Origin of the sequence: Paenibacillus sp. FSL R5-192, assembly GCF_000517845.1 — a bacterium.
Classification (GTDB): domain Bacteria; phylum Bacillota; class Bacilli; order Paenibacillales; family Paenibacillaceae; genus Paenibacillus; species Paenibacillus amylolyticus.
In genome coordinates, this window is record NZ_ASPR01000014.1 from 1,168,199 (window position 1) to 1,192,578 (window position 24,380).

The 24,380-nt window shown below is 45.1% G+C and carries 14 protein-coding genes; 13 read left to right on the top strand and 1 reads right to left on the bottom strand.

The window, feature by feature from the left end:
- Positions 1 to 75 precede the first annotated feature (75 nt).
- From treR to C161_RS13605, 11 genes are all read left to right on the top strand, one after another.
- Positions 76 to 786 (top strand): trehalose operon repressor, encoded by a 711-nt coding sequence (treR, locus tag C161_RS13555; protein ID WP_036670703.1) that lies wholly within the window; start codon positions 76 to 78, stop codon positions 784 to 786.
- A 173-nt stretch (positions 787 to 959) separates the two neighbouring features.
- Positions 960 to 4,298 (top strand): DUF5107 domain-containing protein, encoded by a 3,339-nt coding sequence (locus C161_RS13560; RefSeq protein WP_036670705.1) that lies wholly within the window; start codon positions 960 to 962, stop codon positions 4,296 to 4,298.
- 51 nt (positions 4,299 to 4,349) lie between these two features.
- Positions 4,350 to 6,689, top strand: coding sequence for a beta-galactosidase (locus tag C161_RS13565; RefSeq protein WP_036670706.1), 2,340 nt, complete (start codon positions 4,350 to 4,352; stop codon positions 6,687 to 6,689).
- Positions 6,690 to 7,099: 410 nt separating this feature from the next.
- Positions 7,100 to 8,032, top strand: a complete 933-nt coding sequence (locus C161_RS13570; protein WP_370739085.1) for a glycoside hydrolase family 5 protein — start codon at positions 7,100 to 7,102, stop codon at positions 8,030 to 8,032.
- 179 nt (positions 8,033 to 8,211) lie between these two features.
- Entirely contained in the window at positions 8,212 to 10,281 is a 2,070-nt protein-coding gene (locus C161_RS13575; RefSeq protein ID WP_036670708.1) for a bifunctional rhamnulose-1-phosphate aldolase/short-chain dehydrogenase, read from the top strand.
- Between the two features lie 19 nt (positions 10,282 to 10,300).
- Complete coding sequence (rhaA, locus tag C161_RS13580; RefSeq protein WP_036670709.1) at positions 10,301 to 11,572, top strand: L-rhamnose isomerase; 1,272 nt, start codon at positions 10,301 to 10,303, stop codon at positions 11,570 to 11,572.
- A 158-nt stretch (positions 11,573 to 11,730) separates the two neighbouring features.
- Entirely contained in the window at positions 11,731 to 13,404 is a 1,674-nt protein-coding gene (locus C161_RS13585; RefSeq protein WP_036670710.1) for a ribonuclease J, read from the top strand.
- 241 nt (positions 13,405 to 13,645) lie between these two features.
- Positions 13,646 to 14,629: a LacI family DNA-binding transcriptional regulator gene (locus C161_RS13590; protein WP_036670711.1), complete on the top strand. Its 984-nt coding sequence runs from the start codon at positions 13,646 to 13,648 to the stop codon at positions 14,627 to 14,629.
- 345 nt (positions 14,630 to 14,974) lie between these two features.
- Positions 14,975 to 16,450, top strand: a complete 1,476-nt coding sequence (locus C161_RS13595) for a glycoside hydrolase family 32 protein (protein ID WP_036670712.1) — start codon at positions 14,975 to 14,977, stop codon at positions 16,448 to 16,450.
- Positions 16,451 to 16,476: 26 nt separating this feature from the next.
- On the top strand, positions 16,477 to 18,459 hold the full coding sequence (locus C161_RS13600; protein ID WP_036670713.1) for a sucrose-specific PTS transporter subunit IIBC: 1,983 nt from the start codon (positions 16,477 to 16,479) through the stop codon (positions 18,457 to 18,459).
- Between the two features lie 421 nt (positions 18,460 to 18,880).
- On the top strand, positions 18,881 to 19,276 hold the full coding sequence (locus tag C161_RS13605) for a hypothetical protein (protein WP_036608458.1): 396 nt from the start codon (positions 18,881 to 18,883) through the stop codon (positions 19,274 to 19,276).
- A gap of 131 nt (positions 19,277 to 19,407) precedes the next feature.
- Here C161_RS13605 and C161_RS13610 read toward each other — a convergent pair whose 3' ends face one another.
- Complete coding sequence (locus C161_RS13610) at positions 19,408 to 21,132, bottom strand: cellulase family glycosylhydrolase (protein ID WP_036670714.1); 1,725 nt, start codon at positions 21,130 to 21,132, stop codon at positions 19,408 to 19,410.
- Between the two features lie 322 nt (positions 21,133 to 21,454).
- Here C161_RS13610 and C161_RS13615 point away from each other — a divergent pair, with 322 nt between their 5' ends.
- Positions 21,455 to 22,285 (top strand): amidohydrolase family protein, encoded by an 831-nt coding sequence (locus tag C161_RS13615; protein ID WP_036670716.1) that lies wholly within the window; start codon positions 21,455 to 21,457, stop codon positions 22,283 to 22,285.
- Between the two features lie 239 nt (positions 22,286 to 22,524).
- Positions 22,525 to 23,967 carry a 6-phospho-beta-glucosidase gene (locus C161_RS13620; RefSeq protein ID WP_036670717.1) on the top strand — a complete coding sequence of 481 codons (1,443 nt, stop codon included), beginning with the start codon at positions 22,525 to 22,527 and terminating at the stop codon, positions 23,965 to 23,967.
- Positions 23,968 to 24,380 lie beyond the last annotated feature (413 nt).

The following is a 24,380-nucleotide window of genomic DNA, read 5'->3' on the forward strand; positions in this document are numbered from 1 at the left end:
CCGCTTGATTGGTTTTTAATGCTATAATGGTTGCCAATATGATAAAAAAAGGGTAATGAACAATGGTGATGAATAATGAATAATAAATTTATCCGGATATATGAAGATATTGCAGATCGTATTCGGACCGGAGAGATTGAGGCAGGGACGTTACTTCAATCGGAACTGGATCTATCGGAAAGTTATCAAACGTCTCGAGAGACTATTCGCAAAGCATTGAAAATGTTGTATGAAGAAGGTTATATTCAGAAGATTCAAGGCAAGGGCTCGATTGTACTGGATATACGCAAGATCGATTTTCCCATCTCAGGTCTGGTTAGCTTCAAGGAATTGGCCAAAAAAATGGGACATCGTGCTCAAACGTATGTGAAGGTTTTCGAGGAGCAGCAGGTGGATCAGGCGTTGCACAAGAAGATTAACTTTGGTCTGAATGAACAGGTCTGGGAGATCAGACGTGTGCGCAAAGTGGATGGAGAGCATGTCATACTGGACAAAGATTATATTAGCCAGCGGCTTGTTCCTGGGCTCAGCAAAGAGATCTGTAATGATTCCATCTATCAGTACATTGAGCAAGAGCTGGGACTTTCCATTTCGTTTGCCAAAAAAGAGATTTTGGTGGAAGAACCCACCGCAGAGGACAGGAAATTACTTGACCTTGAAGGTTTCCACAATGTAGTTGTGGTGAGGAGCCAGGTGTACCTGGAGGATGCCAGTCAATTTCAGTATACGGAGTCGAGGCACAGACCGGACAAGTTCAGATTTGTGGATTTTGCACGTCGCAGATAAGTTAATCAAGATCGATTAGAGAGTACCTTTCACTGCTTTATTGAGTGGATAGGTGCTCTCTTTGGTTATGGGGGAATCCGAAGATCGTCCATCAAGAACCGCTTAATGTCAATGTTCTTCCTGCATGTCGGAGCGTATGATCACAATATATACGAGGCCGAGGAGTGAGGGAATTGAATCACGTGACAGCGAAATCAAATGTTCGCATATGGGAAGAAACCAGAGATATTCCAACCTATGGTACAGGTAAAGCGGACAAAAATCCGATGTTTCTTGAAAAGAGAATCTACCAGGGGAGTTCGGGTAAGGTGTACCCGCATCCCGTGATCGACAGCATTGAAGATGAGGCCAAAATGAAGTCGTATCGATTAGTTATTCTCGAAAATGAATATGTACGTATCGAGATGATGCCCGAACTGGGTGGACGGATCTATCGTGCGCTGGATCGGACCAACAACTACGATTTTGTATATTATAACCGGGTGATTAAACCTGCGCTCGTGGGTCTGGCAGGGCCATGGATTTCCGGAGGAATTGAATTCAACTGGCCACAGCATCATCGGCCCAACACGTTTGGTCCAGTCGATTATACATTTGGCAGTAATGAAGATGGGAGCGCTACCGTGTGGGTGGGTGAGATTGACCGCATGTATGGTACCAAAATGACCGCTGGCTTCACATTACATCCCGGCAAAGCCTATCTTGAAATCCATGCCGAGGTATACAATCGCACCAGCGCACCTCAAACTTTTCTATGGTGGGCCAACCCGGCTGTAGCTGTCAACGATCATACGCAATCCGTGTTTCCACCTGATGTAACGGCTGTGCTGGACCATGGAAAACGGGACGTATCCCGCTTTCCCATCGCAACCGGCACCTATTACAAGATGGACTATTCCGAAGGTGTGGATATCTCGCGATACAAAAACATACCGGTTCCAACATCCTATATGGCGTATAAGTCGGATTATAATTTTGTAGGGGGTTATGACCATGGGATTCAGGCAGGTTTGTTGCATGTAGCCAATCATCATATTTCTCCGGGCAAGAAGCAATGGACCTGGGGGAACGGGGAATTCGGGCAAGCCTGGGATCGTCAGTTAACGGACGAGGATGGACCTTATATTGAATTAATGACCGGGATCTATACCGATAATCAACCTGATTTTACGTGGTTACAGCCCTATGAAGCGAAATCATTCTCGCAGTATTTTATGCCGTATAAAGGAATTGGTATGGTCAAAAATGCAACGATTGATGCAGCGGTTAATCTGGAAATGGACGAAACGACCGGAATGGTAACCGTGATGGTATATGCGACGTCGGTTTTTGAACAAGTGACCGTTGAAGTGATAGGACCAACCATGGTATATCTCCACGAGAGATGTAATATCTCACCTACGGAACTATATAAATCTTCATTCCCGTGGAGCGGACAAGATGAATGGCATCAGGTGAAGTTAAGTGTTCGAACTGCGGAAGGAAAAGTACTTGTAGCCTATCAACCTGTACGTTCTGAGATTCAGGAAGTTCCAGATCCGGCCACACCACTTCCGCTACCATCCGAGATTCGTACGAATGAACAACTATATCTGGCGGGTCTTCATTTGGAACAATATCGGCATGCCACGTATGAACCGGAACCTTATTATCTGGAAGGTTTGAAGCGTGATGCAACGGATATTCGTCTAAACATAGCGTATGGCACATTGTTGCTGCGTAGAGGGTTGTTTCAAGATGCAGAGAAGCATTTCAGACAGGCCGTGCAATCACTGACATGGAAAAATACAAATCCGTATGATAGTGAAGCATTTTACCAACTCGGTCTGAGTTTGAAACTACAGGGGAAACAGGAAGAAGCCTACGCAGCCCTGTATAAAGCCGTATGGTCTGCACAGTATCAGGATACGGGTTATTACATGCTTGCTCAGATCGATACGGCGTTACAACGGGACATCGAAGCGTTGGATCACATCGAACGTTCGCTGATTCGTAATACCAGAAATTATAAGGCTCGGCATCTGAAGGTGGCTCTGTTACGTAGATTGGGTCAAGATAAACAGGCCATTCAATATGCGCGTGAGACATTGGAACTGGACCCGGTTGAATTTGGAGCTGCACATGAATTAGTCCTGATCTATAGCGGAGCGACTACACCTTCAGAGAGAGAACAAGCGGGGCAAACACGTGAGCATTTCCATCGTCTGATGCGAGGAGACGTTTATAATTATCTGAATCTAGCCGCAGACTACGCGGATTGTGGATTGTGGGAAGAAGCACTGACGGTACTCTCTTATGTTGAATCCGAAATTGCACAGCCGTATCCTATGGTTGGTTATGCTCAGGCTTACTTGTATCGTCAGCTGGGGGATGTGGAGCAGGCCCGGGAATGTCAAAAGCAGGGGAAAGCTGCTCCAACGGATTATTGTTTTCCTAATACGTTATTTGAATTCATGGTGCTTCAGGATGCAATGGCAGTGGATTCGAATGATGCGCGTGCTCAATATTACCTGGGAAATTGGTTATATGATCATAAACGCTACGAGGAAGCAATCACCCATTGGGAAACTTCACGCGAGGTGGATGCTGAATATTCGACTGTACATCGGAATCTGGGACTGGCTTATTATAACAAGCTGAATCGCCCCGATCTTGCACTGGAATCATTAGAGGAAGCTTTCCGGTTGGATTCACAGGATGCCCGAATTTTCTACGAGTTGGATCAATTGCACAAGAAGATAGGGTATTCCTGCGAGCATCGAATCAAATTGCTGGAACAACATATGGAGTTGGTTCACCACCGTGATGATCTGTATATCGAGTGGGTGACTTTACTGAATATGCAAGGTAGTCATCAAGAAGCATGGAATGCCCTTCAGACCCGGCGGTTTCATCCATGGGAGGGTGGAGAAGGCAAGGTAACAGGACAATATGTTACGGCACTGACGGAACTGGCAAAGCGAAATCTGGAGAAACAACAACCTGAACTAGCAATGGAATTGTTGAAGAAGGCTTTGGTTTACCCGGAGAACTTAGGTGAAGGTAAATTGGAGGGAGCCGGAGACAACCCAGTTTACTTTTATCTTGGCTGTGCCTACCAGCAACTGAAGAGTAATCAGTCGGCAGAGGAAAGTTTCCACAAAGCATCCATCGGTTTGAATGAACCGGCAAGCGCGATGTTTTATAATGATCAACCGCCGGAATCCATCTATTATCAGGGTCTGGCTTGGCAGAAACTTGGCAATGTGAAGGAAGCAAACCGACGGTTTAACAAACTCATTGACTATGCGGAAAGACATATGCATGATCATATCCGAATGGATTATTTTGCGGTATCTCTGCCCGATTTTCTGGTATTCGACGACGATTTAGATCAGCGAAATGAAGAACATTGCCGGTATATGCGGGCATTGGGTCTTCTGGGGTTGGGGCGGACAAGTGAAGCCAAACTTGAGTTGGAGCGGGTACTGGAGAAAAACCCGAATCATCAAGGGGCAATCATCCATCGATAATTGATAATCGTTTCAACACATCCCATTTATATCGAAGGAGTTATATAATCCATGAATGATAATATAGCAGGTAGCCATATTCGCTTTATATTGGATGCGGAAGATAAAGAGATTCGTGTGGGTCGCATGACTGGCAGTGGCGGCAAAAGCCTACGAGGGGAATCGTATGATTTTACAAACTATTATATGACTCGTAATGCTAAACCCCATATTCCCGTGGTAGGTGAGTTTCATTTCTCCAGATTCGCTTACTTGCAGTGGGAAGAAGAATTACTGAAGATGAAGGCAGGCGGGGTGAGCATTGTCGCTTCCTATGTTTTCTGGAATTTTCACGAGGAGCAGGAAGGCGAATTCAATTGGTCAGGAAATCTGAATTTACGGCACTTTGTGGATCTGTGTGGCAAACATGAGCTGCCTCTGATCGTGCGAATTGGTCCATTCTGTCATGGGGAAGTGCGTAATGGTGGAATGCCGGATTGGTTATTCAGTTATCCATTCGAAGTCAGGTCGAACGATGAAGGATATCTGTATTACGCTAAGCGATTATATCGGGAGATTGCCCGTCAGCTCAACGGCTGTTTTTATCAGGAGGGTGGCCCTGTTATCGGGGTACAGTTGGAAAATGAGTATATGCACGCTGGCGCACCCATGGATGCCTGGGGATATACCCGCGAAAAATACATTACCTCCGGTCGGGATGGACGAGAACATCTGAAGATGCTTCGCGATATTGCCGAAGAAGTCGGTATGAAGCCGATGTTCTATACTGCCACGGCCTGGGGCAATGCTGCGGTGCCTGAAGAAGGAACATTGCCTATGCTAGCGGGTTATGCGTACACACCATGGATTCCTAATCAGCCTCCAAGCCGGGAGTATTTATTCCGGGATCTGCATATGAATCCTGTGGAAGAAGTGGATTATGACAGTCTGGAGTACCCCGCTGCGTACTGCGAGCTTGCTGGAGGCATGCAGGTCAGTTATCACGCTCGTCCGGTCGTTGATGCGGACAGCGTCGAGGCGATGACCATTGTGAAACTTGCGAACGGCAGCAATCTGGTTGGGTATTATATGTATCACGGGGGGACCAATCCGATAGGCAAAAATTCATATATGAATGAGCAGGCATTGCCGAAAATGACGTATGATTACCAATCGCCACTCGGGGAATTTGGGCGTGTTGGTGAATCGTATGACCGCATTCGTACCTTGTCCATGTTCCTGGAAGGATACGGTGAGTTACTTGCACCAATGGGCTGTGTTGTACCGGATGGTCAACATGCGATAACACCGGAGAACACGATGGATATGCGTTGGTCTGTTCGCCAACAAGATGGCTCGGGATTCCTGTTCATGAATAATTATCAGGATCATGTGGCGATGCCTGATCGAGACATACAATTGGAACTGCATACCAGCAAAGGGACTGCTTTTTATCCAAGAGAAGGAACGATGCAGCTGAAATCCGGCATGGCAGCCATACTGCCTTTCCATATGAATCTGAATGGAATGAAGATCATTAGTGCTACCGTTCAGCCACTGACCCGATTTATGGTAAATCAGGAGCTTACGGCTGTCTTTTATGCCCATGAAGGTATGGCGCCTGAGTATGTTGTTGATGCAACATCTGTTACAAATGTGGATATGCCTGAAGGTACAGTATCGGAGCAGGGGAATGAAGTTGTGATACATCCGATTGCCGGCAAGGACCATCATCTGCGAATCACAACATCGGACGGTATAATCATACGAATCATTACATTGACCCGTGAAGAGGCATTACATGCCTACCGTTTCCGTGTGGGCGGAGAAGAAAGGCTTGTAATTAGCAGCAGTCATCTGTATGTACAGAATGAGATGCTCCTATGTACATCTGTGGAGCAACCAGAGATGGAGGTATCCTTCTATCCGGCTCCAGAGCATGTTTCAGCTTCTAAATATGCTGCGTCATCCCAGTCGAAGCAGGGAATATTCGGTACGTATACATTCCAAGTTTCGCCTTACGAGCCTGCTGTAGAGGTTGATTACCCGAAAGAGTATGCAGCAACACTGAGATTGGACACAGCGTGGCCGGAACAAGTAGATGACGTGTGGATTGAGATTGATTATGAAGGAGACGTTGCAGCAGCACATATTCATCATCAGATGTTAACGGATCATATTCACTATGGACACAGCTGGATGCTTGGTTTGAAGCAATCCCGTCATTTGTTGGCTGATCAGACGCTTCGTCTGTCTATAACCCCAATTCGAAAAGGGACGACTGAGAGTTATGTGAATCAGGCTTATGTGGAGCGGTTTGAGGGCGTGGAGATTGGAAAGTTTAATGAGATTCGTGTGAGACCAGCGTATCGGGTTGGGTTGGTACTGACGGGTGTTAGGGAAGATGCTTAGTCAAATCAGGAGTTAAACAACAGATAAACAAGACTTAAACCAGAGTTAACTTTCGTTAATAATACAGAGGGTTCTTTCTCCGAACGATTGTGAGGGGAGAGAGCCTTTTTTGCTGTGTTATGTAAAAACAAATGATTCCTAATCATGGTAAAAAGATCTTGACTGGTAAGCGTTTTCAATTTATTATAACTTCATAACCTTAACGATAAAGTTTATTTAAACTAATTAACGTAAATTAGATAAAGTTAATTTTTATTTATTTAATAACAAAAAAACTTCTATTACCAACGATTTTAGTTAACTTCTTGCCTAGAGCAGGGTTAATTGAAATAAAAAAAACAAATACAGGAGGTTCCAAACGAATGGTTAATCTGAAAAAGTGTACAATCTTTACGGTTATTGCTGCTCTCATGTTCATGGTATTAGGGAGTGCAGCACCCAAAGCATCTGCTGCTACAGGATTTTATGTAAGCGGTAACAAGTTATACGATTCCACAGGCAAGGCTTTTGTCATGAGAGGTGTTAATCACGGACATTCCTGGTTCAAAAATGATTTGAATACCGCTATCCCTGCCATCGCCAAAACAGGTGCCAATACGGTACGCATTGTTCTTTCGAATGGTAGCCTGTACACCAAAGATGATCTGAACGCTGTTAAAAATATTATTAATGTGGTTAACCAAAATAAAATGATAGCTGTACTCGAGGTGCATGACGCTACAGGGAAAGATGACTATAATTCGTTGGATGCGGCGGTGAACTACTGGATTAGTATTAAGGAAGCTTTGATTGGCAAAGAAGATCGGGTCATCGTTAATATCGCCAATGAATGGTATGGAACGTGGAATGGAAGTGCGTGGGCTGATGGTTACAAAAAAGCCATTCCGAAACTCCGAAATGCGGGAATTAAAAATACGCTCATTGTGGATGCAGCCGGATGGGGGCAGTTCCCTCAATCCATCGTGGATTATGGACAAAGTGTATTTGCAGCCGATTCTCAAAAAAATACGGTCTTCTCCATTCATATGTATGAGTATGCTGGCAAAGATGCTGCAACGGTCAAAGCCAATATGGAGAATGTGCTGAACAAAGGATTGGCTCTGATCATTGGTGAATTCGGGGGATATCACACAAACGGTGATGTGGACGAGTATGCCATCATGAGATATGGTCAGGAAAAAGGGGTAGGCTGGCTTGCCTGGTCTTGGTACGGAAACAGCTCCGGTCTGAACTATCTGGACATGGCTACTGGTCCGAACGGAAGCTTAACGAGTTTTGGCAACACCGTAGTTAATGATACCTATGGTATTAAAAACACTTCCCAAAAAGCGGGGATTTTCTAATCCGCCGATGAAACAGGAACACTCTGACGTTCACGTCAGGGTGTTTTTTTAATAAAATAGTTCAATCTATTATGACTTTTGAATATTTCCGTTTGGTTTTAAAATATTTTGTTTTCAAAATAAAACAAAGATGTTAAACTCGGATTAGGAATAAAACAAACATTATCGGAGGGAAACAAATGGTACAGAGTTTATGGAATGCATCGCAGGCATCTGAGAAAACAACAGGACTTGAGCAGTTGGTTTACCGATCCAATCTGATCGGAACTGATCGCAGTGTATGTAACATCTACGGTGGTAATACGTCTACCAAAACGACAGTGAAGGATTTTCGTGGTCGTGATGTAGAAGTAATGTATGTGAAGGGAAGCGGCTCTGATCTGGGTTCCATGGAAGCGAAACATTTTACCGGACTTGGGCTCGAAGACATTCGACCATTAATTGAACGTGAATCCATGTCGGATGAAGAGATGGTTGAATATCTGGGACATTGCATGATTGATGCCAAGCACCCACGTGCCTCTATCGAGACTCTGCTGCATGCATTCCTTCCATATAAACATGTGGATCATACGCACCCGGATGCGATTATCAGCCTGTGTTGTGCGCATAACGGCAAGGAATTGGCGAGAGAGATCTACGGTGATCGATTTGTATGGGTGCCTTACGTACGTCCAGGATTCACCTTATCTAAAATGATTGCTGAAAGCGTATTCTCGAATCCCAATGCCGAACTCGTACTGATGGAAAAACACGGACTTGTGACTTGGGGAGAAACATCCGAGGAATGTTACGCTCAGACCATCAAGATCATCAACGAAGCCGAAGCATTCATCGAAGCTCGGGTGAACGAAGGAAGTTTGTTTGGTGGTGTGAAACACCCGGCACTTGCCGCTGATGTTCGTCGTCAGATCGTATCTCGTGTAATGCCAACAATTCGTGGAGCGGTATCGGATAGCAAAAAAATGATTTTGTCCTTTGACGATCAAGAGGACGTACTTGCTTTTGTGGGCGGAGCAGATTCACCGGAATTGTCACAGGTGGGTGCAGCTTGCCCGGATCATCTGGTACATACCAAAGTGGTACCTTTGTTCATCGATTGGACACCGGATGCGGAAGATATTGAAGGTTTAAAAGCCAAGCTGGTAGAAGGTGTGGTTGCCTACAAAGAGCAGTATCAACAGTATTTTGAGAGCAACAAAAACGAAGGTGATGTCATGTTCGAAGCGGCACCACGCGTTATCCTCATTCCAGGTGTGGGCATGATCAACACAGGCAAGAGCTGGGCGCTTTCCCAAGTAAGCGGAGCGTTGTATCACAGAGCGATTGCCGTTATGCGTGGGGCTACTAGCTTGGGCCAATTCGTATCACTTAGTGCAAACGAGTCTTACAATGTGGAGTACTGGCCGCTGGAATTGTACAAATTGTCCCTGGCTCCAGCAGAAACCGAATTCTCCCGTAAAGTGGCGTTTATTACAGGCGGCGCAGGTGGTATCGGAAGTGAAACAGCACGCAGATTGGTATCTGAAGGCGCACATGTGGTGCTTGCTGATCTCAACCTAGAGGGCGCACAGAAGGTAGCACAGGAAATCAATGATCAGTACGGTGAGAATCGTGCTTATGCGCTGAAAATGGACGTCACCGATGAGGAAGCCGTTCAATCTGCTTATGCAGATGTTGCTGTGCAATATGGCGGAGTGGATATCATCGTAAACAATGCAGGATTGGCCACATCCAGCCCATTTGACGAAACGTCCCTGAAAGAATGGAACCTGAATATGAATGTTCTGGGTACAGGGTATTTCCTCGTGGCTCGCGAAGCATTCAAGCTGATGAAACAGCAGGGTATTGGTGGAAGCATGGTATTTATCGGGTCCAAGAACTCGGTGTATGCAGGTAAAAGTGCCTCGGCTTACAGCTCAGCAAAAGCGCTGGAAGCACATCTGGCACGTTGTATTGCAGCAGAAGGTGGAGAGTATGGCATTCGTGTCAACACGATTCTTCCAGATGCCATTCTACAGGGTTCAGCGATCTGGAACGGTTCCTGGAGAAACGAACGAGCAGCGGCATATGGAATTGAACCGGATCAATTGGAAGAGTATTATCGCAAACGGACGACATTGCTCGTGAATATCTATCCAAGAGATATTGCGGAAGGTATTGCATTCTTTGCTTCTTCGAAATCCGAAAAAACAACCGGTTGCATGATGACCATTGATGGCGGTGTACCGGCAGCATTTACACGTTAAATTAGGAGGGTTCTTGCGGATGGATAACCAAGTCAAGCAAGCGTATGTAGCGGCCAAGGCATTGTATGCCCAGCACGGAATTGATACGGACGAGGTACTGAACAAACTCGCGGAGATCAAAGTATCCGTACACTGCTGGCAAGGCGACGACGTCAAAGGATTTCTGAATAAAGATGGGGAGTTAACAGGTGGTATTTCCGTTACAGGTCAATATCCGGGCGCTGCGACCACACCAGCAGAACTTCGTAAAGATCTGGAGCAAGCTTTTGCTCTGATTCCCGGCAAACATAAGGTCAATCTGCACGCGATCTACACGGATACAGACGAGCAGGTTGAACTGGATCAGATTGAGCCAAAGCATTATGAGAACTGGGTGAAATGGGCAAAAGAACAAGGACTCGGTCTGGACTTCAACCCAACATGTTTTTCCCATGAAAAATCAAGTGACGGGTTCACGCTCAGTCATCCAGACCCTGAAATTCGCAAGTTCTGGATTGATCACTGCAAGGCATCCCGCCGGATTGGTGCTTATTTCGGGGAACAGCTTGGTCAGACTTGTGTAACCAATGTATGGGTACCGGACGGATTCAAAGATAATCCGGTTGACCGGTTGACACCACGCAAACGTCTCAAAGAATCGCTGGATGAAGTATTCGGCGAACCACTTAACCCGGAGCACAACCTGGACGCGGTAGAGAGTAAGCTGTTTGGTCTCGGTTCGGAAGCATATGTGGTGGGTTCTCATGAATTCTATATGGGTTACGGTTTGCAAAATGATACGTTAATCTGCCTGGATGCGGGTCATTTCCATCCAACAGAGGTTATTTCCAATAAACTGTCGTCCTTGTCTTTGTTTACAAGTGGCATTCTGCTTCACGTAAGCCGCCCGATGCGTTGGGATAGTGACCATGTGGTAATTATGGACGATGAGTTGCTGGAAATTGCCCGTGAACTGGTTCGACATGATCTGCTTGCGACCACACATATTGGATTGGATTTCTTTGATGCAAGCATTAACCGTGTAGCTGCATGGGTTGTGGGGACTCGCAACACGATCAAAGCCCTTCTCCGAGCGATGCTCGAACCAGTGGATGCCTTGAAACAAGCCGAATTGGAAGGGGATTACACGTTGCGTCTTGCCTTAACGGAAGAGTTCAAATCCTATCCGTTTGGCGCGATCTGGGACTACTATTGTGCTCAACAAGGCGTTCCAGTTCGTGAAAAGTGGATCACCGATATCAAAACCTATGAACAAGACGTATTACTACAGCGTGATAAATCATTGGTGTAACCGTATTTATTTTTCGTATAAACCACTATGGAATGAAAATTCCGTGGTGGTTTTTTTGGCATAATCCCGCTGAAATGAATAACTGAGGCGATTGCTTCCATACTAGGAATATAGATCCGTATCGTATACGATTGCCACGCAGAGGAGGAATAATAGAGTTGAATCTAGCCAACAACAAACTGTATATCGCTGCACTTGGCGGCGTGAATGAAATAGGAAAGAATATGTATTTTATCCAGTACCATCAGGACATCATCGTGATTGACTGTGGTTCGAAGTTTCCCGATGAGACATTGCCTGGTATTGATCTGATCATTCCGGATGTAACGTATTTGCTGGAGAATCTGGATAAAGTAAGGGGTCTTGTGGTTACCCATGGACATGAGGATCACATTGGTGGCATTCCCTATTTGTTAAAACAAATGAACATCCCGGTGTATGCATCCAGGCTCACTCGTGGGCTGATCGAACTTAAACTGAAGGAGCATGGGCTGCTGCGCAAGGCCGACCTGCATACGATCGATGCTCATTCCAGCATTACGCTGGGAGGGATCGAGGTTTCTTTTTTTGCAACCAGTCATAGTATACCGGATTGTCTTGGTATCTTTTTTCAGACCCCAGCAGGCAATGTTGTGCATACCGGAGATTTCAAGTTTGATATGTCGCCTGTACATGGACCTTTCCCAGATCTACACCGTATGGCCGAGATTGGCAAACAGGGTGTCCATATTTTGCTCTCCGAGAGTACTAATGCAGAAAGACCCGGATTTACACCTTCCGAGCGTGTTGTGGGGGATCACATTCTGGATGCCTTTATCCGTGCAAAACAAAAAGTATTCATCTCGACCTTTGCGTCGAATGTCAGCAGGGTACAGCAGATTGTGAATGCAGCATTCGAGACGGGTCGCAAACTTGCATTGTTGGGCAGAAGTATGGTGAATGTGGTATCGGTGGCCAGTGAATTGGGGTATTTGCAAGTTCCTGATGGATTGTTGATTGAAGCTATCGATTCGGATCAGTTTCCACCAGAACAAGTTGTTGTATTATGCACCGGTAGCCAGGGAGAAGCGATGGCAGCATTGTCACGTTTGGCATCCGGTAAACATCCTCACGTAAGAATTAACGCCGGGGACACGGTCATTATTGCTGCCGGAGCCATTCCGGGCAATGAACGAAATCTTGCACATGTAATTGATAACCTGTATGTTCTCGGAGCACGTGTGATATATGGTTCAAGTGGTGCAGCAGGAATGCATGTCTCCGGACACGGCAGTCAGGAAGAACTCAAATTGATGCTTACTCTGATGAAACCGGATTATCTGATTCCGATCCACGGTGAGTTTCGCATGTTGTATCAACACAGACTGCTTGCTGAATCCGTAGGAATAGAGCGTGATCATGTGTTTATCGTGAATAATGGGGATATGGTCCAGTACAAAGACGGCATTGCTTCGCTGGGTCCCAAAATTGCTTCGGGAAATAGTCTCGTAGACGGTCTGATCATGGGTGATGTCGGCAATATTGTACTGCGTGACCGCAGGCAACTGTCCTCCGATGGCATGCTGGTGATTGTGACTACACTGAGCAAAACGGAAAAACAGATGGTCACGTCACCCGAAATTATCTCCAGAGGGTTTGTATTTGTTAAGGATTCAGAAGAATTCATGCATGAGATCCATGAGCTTGTTCTATACCGGATGGGTGAGTTGACCGGGGCTGGGGTGAATCAGTGGAATGTGATCAAAAGGAAGCTGAAAGACGAGATCGGTCACTATATTTACGCTCAAACAAAAAGAAGACCTATGATCTTGCCTATTATTATTGAGGTCTGAGTCAGCAGGGCGAGCGTTCTTATGTTAGTGGTCTGTGCAAACGTGTATATGGAAGTTTAACAGCCTGATGAATGTCGGATCATACTTCTGTATGAACGTCACATTGATATCGGGCTTTTGCTATTACATCGGGAATGTACCATAGACGTGCGATAAATGGAGTTGAATCAAATTCGCCATAGGTTCGCGATTCGAAGTATAATAAAAGGTAAACTAGTTAATAGAAACAAGAGGAGTCTTTATGAATAAAACGATTTCTGATATCGCTCAGATGGCAGGTGTGGCAAAAAGCACGGTCTCTCGCTTCCTGAATGGCGGATCGGTTAGTGAGGATACACGCCAGAAGATTGAGCGCATTATCAAACAATACAACTATGTTCCCAATACATTTGCACAGAGTCTGAAGGCTAAGAAGACCAGTATCATCGGTACGGTTGTGCCACGTCTTGATTCTTTTGCAACATCCCAGACATTGATCGGAATTGATGAAGAACTGCGGAGTAATCAGTACCAGATGCTTATCGCAAATACAAGTCAGGACATGCAACGGGAGATTGATGCCATCTATGATTTTGCACGACAGAAGGTATCGGGTATTATTCTACTGGCTGCTGAAGTGACCGAAGCACATCTGAAGGCCGTTGAGGATATACGGATTCCGGTGTTATTGGTAGGGCAGCAGCATGAGCAACTGCACAGTCTGGTTCACAATGATGATCAGGCAGGTTATGAGATGGGCAGATATGTCGTCGAACAGGGTCATCGCAAGATCGTGTATATGGGGGTTAGCGAGAAGGATCGGGCGGTAGGGATCTATCGTAAACAAGGATTCCAGCGAGCAATCGCCGAGTGTGGTGGATGTGAAGTGAAGTATTATGAGACAAGCTTTAAGATGTCGGAAGCCATCGTTACCGCTGAAGCCATTCTGAAAGAAATCACACCAACGATCATTGTGGGGGCTACGGATAATATCGCACTGGGTGTGATGAAGATTGCATTCTCCAATAAAATCCGCATACCGCAAGATTTGTCTGTTACGGGATTTGGCGGATATGATATTACAGAGATGATTCACCCCACGCTCACGACTGTGAAATATCATTATTTGCAGGCGGGCAAAGTAGCGGCGAATCACATTATTCGTCTGGTCAAAGGCGAGTCGGTGGAGGAACGAACAACACTGGACGTAGAACTAATTCCTCGAGAAAGCGTTGACAAATTATAAAAACATCCTTTATGATAATTCCATCGAACCGGTTCCATTGTGAATATCCAATGCGGATATGCGAACACGGGCAGGCACTAATGCCATATGGAATTATTTTTTTGTGTCTAATGGAACCGGTTCCTATATTTGATTTTCGTATAAGTTAAATAAGAAATAAACATTTACGGAGAGGGCAGAAAAAATCTGAAGAAACGTAGTGTTCGCCTTTAGCACCGGATTTCACCCTTTAGAAAAGGGATCAGGAAATCTGGGGATAACAGCGATCGGAGGGTTGTTCTGGCATCGTAGTCCCAGTGTAAAATTTCTTGGTCTAACTTATATAAGCAAGAATGGAGAACAGCTATGAAAATGACTAGAGAGCAACGCTACAGACGAATTGAGCAAGCGGAGCCTGGAGAGATTGCGAAGCTTGAAGCACAGATATCCGTATGTCCTTGGCGACAAAGTTATCACATTCAGCCGATAACAGGTCTGCTTAATGATCCTAACGGCTTTGCATATTATCAAGGCTATTATCATCTGTTCTATCAGTGGTTTCCACTTGGGACAGAACATGGCATGAAATACTGGTATCATACCCGCTCGAAGAATCTGGTGAACTGGGAAAATGTCGGAATTGGAATCGAACCGGGTGCCAGGTATGACTCACACGGAGCTTATTCCGGCAGTGCAATTGAAAAAGACGGCAAGCTGCACTTGCTGTACACAGGCAATACAAGGGATGAGGATTGGGTCAGACATCCGTATCAATGCCTGGCAGTTATGGATGAAAGCGGTTCAGTAACCAAACTGAATGATCCCGTGATCTCGTCTGTGCCAGCCGGATACACGGAACACTTCAGAGATCCCAAGGTGTGGCAACAAGGAGACACGTATTATGGTGTCATTGGTGCGCAGAGAACAGATGAGACGGGATGTACAGTGCTGTATCGCTCCATTGATCTGAACAACTGGGAGTTTCTTGGTGAAATTCGCACGCAGTTAACCTCCTTTGGTTACATGTGGGAGTGCCCGGATTATATGGAGATAGACGGGAAAGGTGTACTTGTCTTTTCCCCACAAGGCTTAGACGCTGCGGGAGATCATTATCAGAATATTTTTCAATCCGGTTATCTGATCGGTGAGCCGCTCAATCTCCAGACGAGAGAGTTCAATCATGGTGAATTTCAGGAGTTGGATCGTGGATTCGACTTCTATGCGCCGCAGACAATGCAGGGCCCGGACGGAAGACGTATTCTGGTTGGGTGGATGGGACTTCCCGATCTGGAATATCCGACAGACGATAACGGTTGGGCTCATTGCCTCACCATTCCTCGGCAATTGTCACTGAGAGACGGCAAGTTAATTCAACAACCGGTTGCAGAGATGGTGCAATTACGTCAGCAGGATAAAGACACACATATTCGCGCAACAATTGACAATGAGAGTCGATCTTTCACTGGTATTAATGGGATTGCCTATGAGCTGATATGTGAGATAAGCCATGTAGAAGCAGAGGTTGTAGGCATCGAATTCCGGGCAAATGGAACTGAAAAAACGGTTCTTCTGTATGATCGGATTCAGCAGAAAGTTGTCTTGGATCGGACGATGTCTGGTACCGAGCTGGCAGAGCAGAATGGCATTGTACGACAGTGCACACTTACTGCGGACGTGATTAAGTTCCATCTGTTCGTAGATTCGTCCTCGGTCGAGATCTTTGTGAACGATGGGGAAGAGGTCTTTACCAGCCGGATTTTCCCCAGCCGGGACAGCGTAGACATTCGTTTCTTTACACGCGGAGGCAAAGCTGATTTTGAAGCAACTCAATGGCATTATTAAGTATTACGTGAGAGGAATGAGATAACATGTCGGAGAATCAACGCATTGCCCAGGAAGTCATTCATGCCATCGGGGGCAAAGAGAATATCGCATCATTTGCACATTGTGCAACACGTCTTCGCATCATGGTGAAAGATAAAGAAAAGATTGATCAGAAAACGGTCGAGAACATCGAGAAGGTGAAAGGCGCCTTTTTCAACTCAGGTCAATATCAGATTATCTTTGGTACGGGAACAGTGAATCGAATCTTTGAAGAGGTTGAGAAGCTGGGCATCGAAGGAACGTCTAAGGACGATGTGAAGAGTCAGGGGAAAAAAGAAGGAAATGCTTTTCAACGGGCTGTCCGCACGTTTGGTGACGTATTTGTACCCATCATTCCCGTTCTGGTAGCTACAGGACTGTTCATGGGATTGCGTGGATTACTTACCCAGAATGAAATTCTGGCATTATTCGGTGCAACACCGGATGATATCTCGGCCAATTTCCTATTGTTCACTCAGATCCTGACGGATACGGCCTTTGCATTTCTGCCTGCGCTTGTAGCGTGGTCTGCGTTCCGCGTATTTGGCGGAAGTCCGGTACTTGGTATCGTACTGGGGCTAATGCTGGTCAATCCGGCATTACCCAATGCCTACGCGGTAGCAGATGGATCATCACAGCCGCTGCATATGTTCGGTTTTATACCTGTCGTGGGTTATCAAGGATCGGTTCTGCCAGCGTTCTTTGTAGGTTTGATTGGAGCCAAGTTTGAGAAGGTACTAAGAAGACGGGTGCCTGAGGCACTGGATTTAATTCTGACTCCTTTTATTACGTTAACGGTTATGATCACACTTGGACTATTCGCGATTGGTCCCGTATTCCATTCCCTAGAAGAGTGGGTGCTGCATGGAACAACTGCCGTATTGGATCTTCCGTTTGGCATCGCAGGTATTATCATTGGATTCTTCCATCAGATTATTGTCGTTACCGGTGTACATCACATCTTTAATTTCCTGGAGATTCAGCTACTGGAGAAAACGGGATTCAATCCGTTCAACGCCATCATTACCTGTGCCATGGCAGCACAAGGAGCGGCTTGTCTCGCAGTCGGTCTGAAGACCAAAAATATGAAACTCAAAGCACTCGCATTACCTTCTTCCTTGTCCGCATTTCTGGGCATTACCGAGCCGGCTATCTTCGGAGTTAACTTGCGTTACATGAAACCATTTATTATGGGGCTGGTTGGTGGTGGTGTAGGTGGTTTCATCGCTTCTCTGTTCCATCTGCAAGGTACGGGCATGGCTGTAACGGTTATTCCCGGTACACTGCTCTATCTGAACAGCCAACTGCCGTTGTATATCTTGTCCAACGTAGTTGCCATGGCGATTGCATTTGCACTTACCTGGTTCTTCGGATATAAGGATCAACCGGTCGCAGAAGAATCGGTGAGCCATGAGAACAGTGGAGTAACATCAACTGAAGTTAAAGCAGAGGAATCTAATCCGCGTATTAATTCAGTTACCGAAGCCGTTACAAGCAATCGTCCTAAGGTAGATTTTCTCGAAATCGCTTCGCCAATGAACGGTACCGTCGTTGCTCTGGAGCAGGTTCCTGACCCGGCGTTCTCGGAAAAACACATGGGTGAGGGCATTGCCATTGAACCATCAGAAGGAAAAGTGTACGCACCGTTTGATGGTGTCATCGCACATGTCATGAACAAGAGTAAACATGCGGTGATTCTGGAGCATGAAACAGGTGTACAGATGCTGGTTCATATCGGAATTAATACGGTTGGACTAAAAGGAAACGGTTTTACCGCGCATGTGAATAGCGGAGATCGTGTAACTGCAGGTCAATTGTTGATTGAATTTGACATGGATGTCATTCAGTCTGCGGGTCTGCCTTTGATTACACCTGTGTTGATCCCTAGTGGAAACGAAACCATAGCAACTGTTACAGCAGCCTCAACAGGTCATGTTCAAGCCAATGGGGAAGCGGTGCTAGTAGTGAAATTCAAAGAACCTCAATAAGTGATCGTTTGAAATAGAAATGTACTGGAACATGGATGTAGAGAAATACAAATCATACAAGGCAAAGGAACTGATGTATCATCAGGTTTCCTTTGTCTTTTTGTATTACTTTTAGCCAAAGTATTAAGACATTTTGCTTTGAATCTGTGCATGTAAGCGATTAAAAAGAGATATATCTTCGATTAAGGCTCGGTTAATCAGATTTCTTTAATCGCTTATGATTAACGGAGATATAAGGAGATTCAGAGCGTAAAGGGCAGATTACATAGGATATAAAGAGGAATTTGGTCTGGAATCAATCAGGAAGGTTCTGAATCGGATACGGTTCAATTGCGGAAAGGCAGACAGAGGACTATGATTCGCACATAACGTACTTGAGATGATATATGCAGGATCTGATGTGAAGGCGAGGTAGACAGCAATGGATGAAGCAATGATTGTTGTATCAGCAGGACACAGTGCAGCGGGGATGAATTTCGTGGATTTATTACTGAAAAAGGGATTAGCCTTCGTTGTGCTTGTACACAGTGAAGAGGAACGGGAACAACTTCAAACCCTTGGAGCATTTCCTGTGCGTTATATTCAAGAAACGGAAGGGATGCAACAGACTCGACCCGAATATATGATCACAAATGCATTTGTGTTCGAGAATAATCTGCCTCAGTGTTGCCAGGATATCCAGTTGTGTCACAGCTGGTATCCGCAACATCTCTATGTCGTTTCCAGTAACAAGGCTCCAGTTGGTCTTGTATATAAAGGGCTTGGTGCGACGTATGTCATTCATAGCCAGAGTGGGAATGTTTCGTTTTTATTGTGAACGGTCATTCATAATGGAAGTGGAAGGAATATCTGATTAAAAGGAAAAACGTTCTGTTCGAACCGATGGCTCTGGACAGAACGTTTCGTGATTCCCACAGGTATAGATCAAGTGGGGAATCCTTATAACTATTATGAAGTTACGCCAACAACGCTTGTTCCATTTTTCGTGATTTTGTACGTCAGCACATCTCCGTTCCAGAAATGGAACTTAAGCGTGACTTCACCATCATTGGTTTCATTGAAGAAGTTAGGTTTCAGCTCAATCACATTACGTTCGTAATCTGGGCTAAATGTGTAGGAGAATTCTTTGAACGAAGTCCAGTTCTGTGGACCGGCGTTTTCTCCGTTTGCATATGTTGCTTCCATCGTTGCCAGTTGGTTCCCATTAAACGTAGTCGGAATGGCAAATGCACTGGTTGTACCAGTTGCATCGTTCAACTTAGGTGTGTCATATTTAATAATATTGAAGTTCCAGTCAGCACCTTCGTTGAATCCAGCTGTGAGTGTGGCATTTACGCCCAAATCACCAGAGGCTGTCAATTTGGTCAACAGATTGGATTTTAACGTAAGTACATCTTTTTTGATCGTATAGTCTTTACCTCTTACAAGAGGGGTAGTGCCATTTTTCAACGAATTGAATTTGTTCCCATTCAGATTGAGTTTTACCTTCTTATCTTGAATGGCTTCATTTTGTTTAAGATATACGAGATCCGTTTCGGCTGTGGATGAGCGACCTGTCCAGCTGGCTTTCATGGTATCAAATAATTCCTGATCAGACCAAGTAAAACTTGTGCGATCGAAGTGTTGTCCGTTATCCCACAACATCGTTGTCATCTGTTTTTGGCGCAGATATTGTCCAACAAATTCGAAGAATTTCAGTTTTTCGCCTTGCTCAATGACACCTGTGTGCTGGTCAAACCCAAGCAAGCCATACTCACCAACGATAACTGGAATGCCTTTCGCTGTAAAAGCATTGTATACCCGATCAAAAGTGTCGGTAACGTCCTTCTGTACTTCCTCGTTATACTTGGTGTAACCTGCTATGTTCACACTGAATGGCCAGAACCCGTAGTAGTGAACGGTTGCAATAATATTGGTGTCATTCAATTTCTGAATGGTCTTATTCAGTTCATCCAGATCAGGTTGAGCGGAAGAGGTATGCATCGTTGGAAGCACAAGTGGACGTGTCTCGTTGTTTCCACCCGAAGTTCTTACGATCTTGTGAAAAGAAGTATTCAACTCGTCCAGCATGCGATATCCAATCGCTGCATCTGTTGTGCCGCCTTCAGAGAAACGTGGTTCGTTAACACTTTCGAACATAAGTTTATCGGATGCATCTTTGAATTTGTCCGCAATCTGAGTCCAAGCGGCGTTGTAACGTGCAAGCACGTTGTCATGGTCTTTCTCCATGTAACTGATCCAGCGCCAGGAATCATGGTGAAGATTGATCATGACGTAGAGATCCGCATCGAGGGCCCAGTTTACTACTTCTTGAACCCGATTCATGTAAGCGGAATCAATTGTGTAGTTGGGTGCGTCACCGATGTGGGCTTCCCAGGTCACAGGAATACGGATACTGTTGTAGCCCTCAGCAGCGATCGACTGAATTAGTTCCTTCGTAATGCGCGGGTTGCCCCAGGCTGTCTCATCTTCACCAACGGCGTCAAGAGAGTTACCCAGATTCCAGCCAGGCTCCATGGCGTTCACGTAGGTCTGCATTTTGCTTGGCGCGGCTGAGGTATTGGCCTGTTCGCTGTTGTCAGTTGCAGCTGAAGCCATAGCAGAGGAGAATAGAGATAGAATCAGGGCAGTCAAGAGCGTAAGAGATAAGACTGATTTGCGGTTTTTTTTCATTAATATAGTCTCCTTCGAATAGAGAATGGTTGAACATGAATAGCGGTTAAGCAGGGTGGAAATAGAGCTCAACGCAAACAAAAGTTCACTTGTCTAATGCTGGAATCACCACCGATTTATGTACTGAAAGCGTTTTCGTAATTTACTATATCATGATTTAATATTGGACAATACCTGCACAATTGGAATAAAAATCATGTGAAAATCAGTGATTTTGTCATATGAATAGATTGCGTAGTGAGCGTTTATTTCATTGGAAATGAAAATCATATGGTTGCTTTTGAATGATAATTAGATTTAAATACCCTGGGAGGGATCTAATATGAAGCTGGATGCACATCAACATTTTTGGGAATACAATGCCGCCGAGTACGGATGGATTGGCGAAGAGATGAAAGCCATTCGTCAATCTTTTCTTCCGGAAGATCTTGAACCTTTATTGGTGCAATCAGGACTGGATGGATGTATTGCGGTACAAGCCAGACAATCACTGACAGAAACCGAGTGGCTTCTGCAGTTGGCAGATCAGCATGAATGTATCAAAGGTGTTGTCGGATGGGTGGACCTTTGTTCGGATGAAGTTCGGAATCAGCTTGAATTGTTCGCGTCCAATCCGTATCTGAAGGGCGTACGTCATGTCATACAGGATGAACCTGATCTGAAGTATGTATTGAGAGAAGACTTTCAGCGCGGAATTTCATTGCTTAAGGAGTATGATTTGGCCTATGATCTGTTGGTGTCCAAGGAGCAACTGCCTTATGCCGTTGAACTGGTTAAGGCGTTTCCTGAACAGCGATTTGTACTTGATCATCTAGCCAAACCCGACATAAAATCAGGTATACTCTCACCCTGGAAAGAAGCGCTTGAGTCATTGGCCGCACAACCCAATGCGTACTGTAAACTTTCAGGGATGGTGACGGAAGCAGACTGGGCAAATTGGACTCCGAGCGACTTTACAGCCTATCTGAATATCGCCATAGAAGCCTTTGGTGCAGAACGGTTAATGTTCGGGTCCGACTGGCCCGTGAGCAACGTTTCAGCTACGTATTCTGAAGTATATGGTCTCATTATGAATCACATTAATGCCCTACCTATACTAGATCAACAGATGATTCTTGGCGGCACATGTGCTACGTTCTATCAAATATCGTAGTGGGCAATCCGAAGCTAAACCGGTTTCAAGAAGTTGACAACTGTTCTGATTCTTGCTAAAGTTTTATCCAATCCGCATAATCATGATCTGGGAATGTTACCGATATGGGCATAACCTGAGCTGGCTTGTTTACACGTAATCGTGTACCCAGGCTGGTTCGGGTTTTTTCTATTTTGTCTTTTTAATATTCTAACGATTTGAGCGGGTAGCTGAATTACATATTTGGAAGGAGAATGATGATGACGAATTTTAAGTTTCCTAAAGACTTTTTGTGGGGTGGAGCCATTGCTGCCAATCAGGCTGAGGGCGCGTATCTGGAAGATGGCAAAGGGCTGAGTATCGTTGACTTGCTGCCAACAGGAGAGAACCGCAGAAGCATTATGAAAGGCAATGTTCCAGCTTTTACGCCGCTTGCTACCGAGTTCTATCCTTCGCATGAAGCGATCGATTTTTATCACCGTTACCCTGAAGACATTGCTCTATTTGCCGAAATGGGATTCAAAGCACTGCGTGTCTCCATTGCCTGGGCACGAATTTTCCCGACAGGAGAAGATGCACAGCCAAATGAAGCCGGATTACAATTTTACGATAACCTATTTGATGAATTGTTGAAAAACGGCATTGAACCTGTGGTTACATTAGCTCACTTCGATGTGCCTGTGCATCTGATCGAGAAGTATGGCAGCTGGAGAAGTCGTGAACTGGTAACTCTTTTCGAGACTTACGCTACAACGGTATTCACTCGGTACAAAGACAAGGTGAAATACTGGATGACATTTAATGAGATCAACATGCTGTTACATCTTCCGTTCCTTGGGGCGGGGCTGGCGTTTAATGAAGGGGATAACATCAAGGAAATTCAATATCAGGCTGCTCACCACCAACTGGTTGCAAGTGCACTGGCAGTCAAGGCATGTCATGAGATTATTCCTGGTGCCATGATTGGGTGTATGCTCGCCGCAGGAAGCTTCTATCCGTATACTTGTAATCCGGAAGATGTGTTCCAGGGCATGGAAAAAGATAGAGAGTCCTATTTCTTCATCGATGTGCAGTCACGTGGGGAATATCCGGGTTATGCCAAACGTTTCTTCAAAGATCACGAGTTGAACATTGTTATGCAGCCGGGTGATGCGGAAATCTTGAAGAATCATACCGTAGATTATATCGGATTCAGTTATTATTCAAGTCGTACAACTAGTACCGATCCGGAAGTTATCAAAAATATGACCAGTGGTAATGTATTTGGCTCGGTAGCCAATCCATATCTGGCGAAGTCCGAGTGGGGCTGGACGATTGATCCCAAAGGATTCCGTATTACCGCCAATCAACTACATGATCGTTATCAGAAGCCGCTGTTTGTTGTTGAGAATGGATTTGGTGCCAATGACGAGGTTACACCGGAAGGTGAAGTGGATGATGCGTACCGGATTGACTACTTGAAACGACATGTAGCTGAAATGGGTGAGGCCATTCAGGATGGAGTGAACATCATCGGTTACACCAGCTGGGGACCTATTGATATTGTAAGTGCCTCCTCAGGTGAGATGAGAAAACGTTATGGCTACATTTACGTGGATCGTAATAATGAAGGTCAAGGTGAGCTGACACGACTGAAGAAGAAGAGTTTTGAGTGGTACAAAAATGTGATCGAATCCAACGGAACAAACTTGGGTGACGCGTAATTTATATTTTTCTGAATTAAAATGGTCTTGTACGGCAATAAAACATCGGAAGTTTCATCTATATAAATTGAACTAAACTTCTACACAAAACGGAGAGGACAGAAAAAAGCTGGGGATAACAGCGATCGGAAGGTTGTTCTGTCATCGTAGTAGTTAGTGTAAATATTCTCTAATTCAATTTATATAACCATGGGACTTCCGTTTGTCCCCGCATTGAAAGCGTTGACATATAGTCAGGTTCGCGCTATACTTGACGCAATTATATCGTTTCTGGGATTGTTACTACTCGAAGTAGGCAAAACCTAAGCACCAAAAAAAGCAGACCACCATGTCTTGTTTATTTTGTGATGCTTCAGGTTTTTTTTGTATGCCCAAAAGACGATGTATAACTGCCAAGAGAGTGGAACGTGACG

Coding starts and splice junctions, on each gene's coding strand:
- treR (WP_036670703.1), top strand. CDS start 76: ATGAATAATAAATTTATCCGGATATATGAAGATATTGCAGATCGTATT.
- C161_RS13565 (WP_036670706.1), top strand. CDS start 4,350: ATGAATGATAATATAGCAGGTAGCCATATTCGCTTTATATTGGATGCG.
- C161_RS13570 (WP_370739085.1), top strand. CDS start 7,100: ATGTTCATGGTATTAGGGAGTGCAGCACCCAAAGCATCTGCTGCTACA.
- C161_RS13575 (WP_036670708.1), top strand. CDS start 8,212: ATGGTACAGAGTTTATGGAATGCATCGCAGGCATCTGAGAAAACAACA.
- rhaA (WP_036670709.1), top strand. CDS start 10,301: ATGGATAACCAAGTCAAGCAAGCGTATGTAGCGGCCAAGGCATTGTAT.
- C161_RS13590 (WP_036670711.1), top strand. CDS start 13,646: ATGAATAAAACGATTTCTGATATCGCTCAGATGGCAGGTGTGGCAAAA.
- C161_RS13595 (WP_036670712.1), top strand. CDS start 14,975: ATGAAAATGACTAGAGAGCAACGCTACAGACGAATTGAGCAAGCGGAG.
- C161_RS13600 (WP_036670713.1), top strand. CDS start 16,477: ATGTCGGAGAATCAACGCATTGCCCAGGAAGTCATTCATGCCATCGGG.
- C161_RS13605 (WP_036608458.1), top strand. CDS start 18,881: ATGGATGAAGCAATGATTGTTGTATCAGCAGGACACAGTGCAGCGGGG.
- C161_RS13610 (WP_036670714.1), bottom strand. CDS start 21,132: ATGAAAAAAAACCGCAAATCAGTCTTATCTCTTACGCTCTTGACTGCC.
- C161_RS13615 (WP_036670716.1), top strand. CDS start 21,455: ATGAAGCTGGATGCACATCAACATTTTTGGGAATACAATGCCGCCGAG.
- C161_RS13620 (WP_036670717.1), top strand. CDS start 22,525: ATGACGAATTTTAAGTTTCCTAAAGACTTTTTGTGGGGTGGAGCCATT.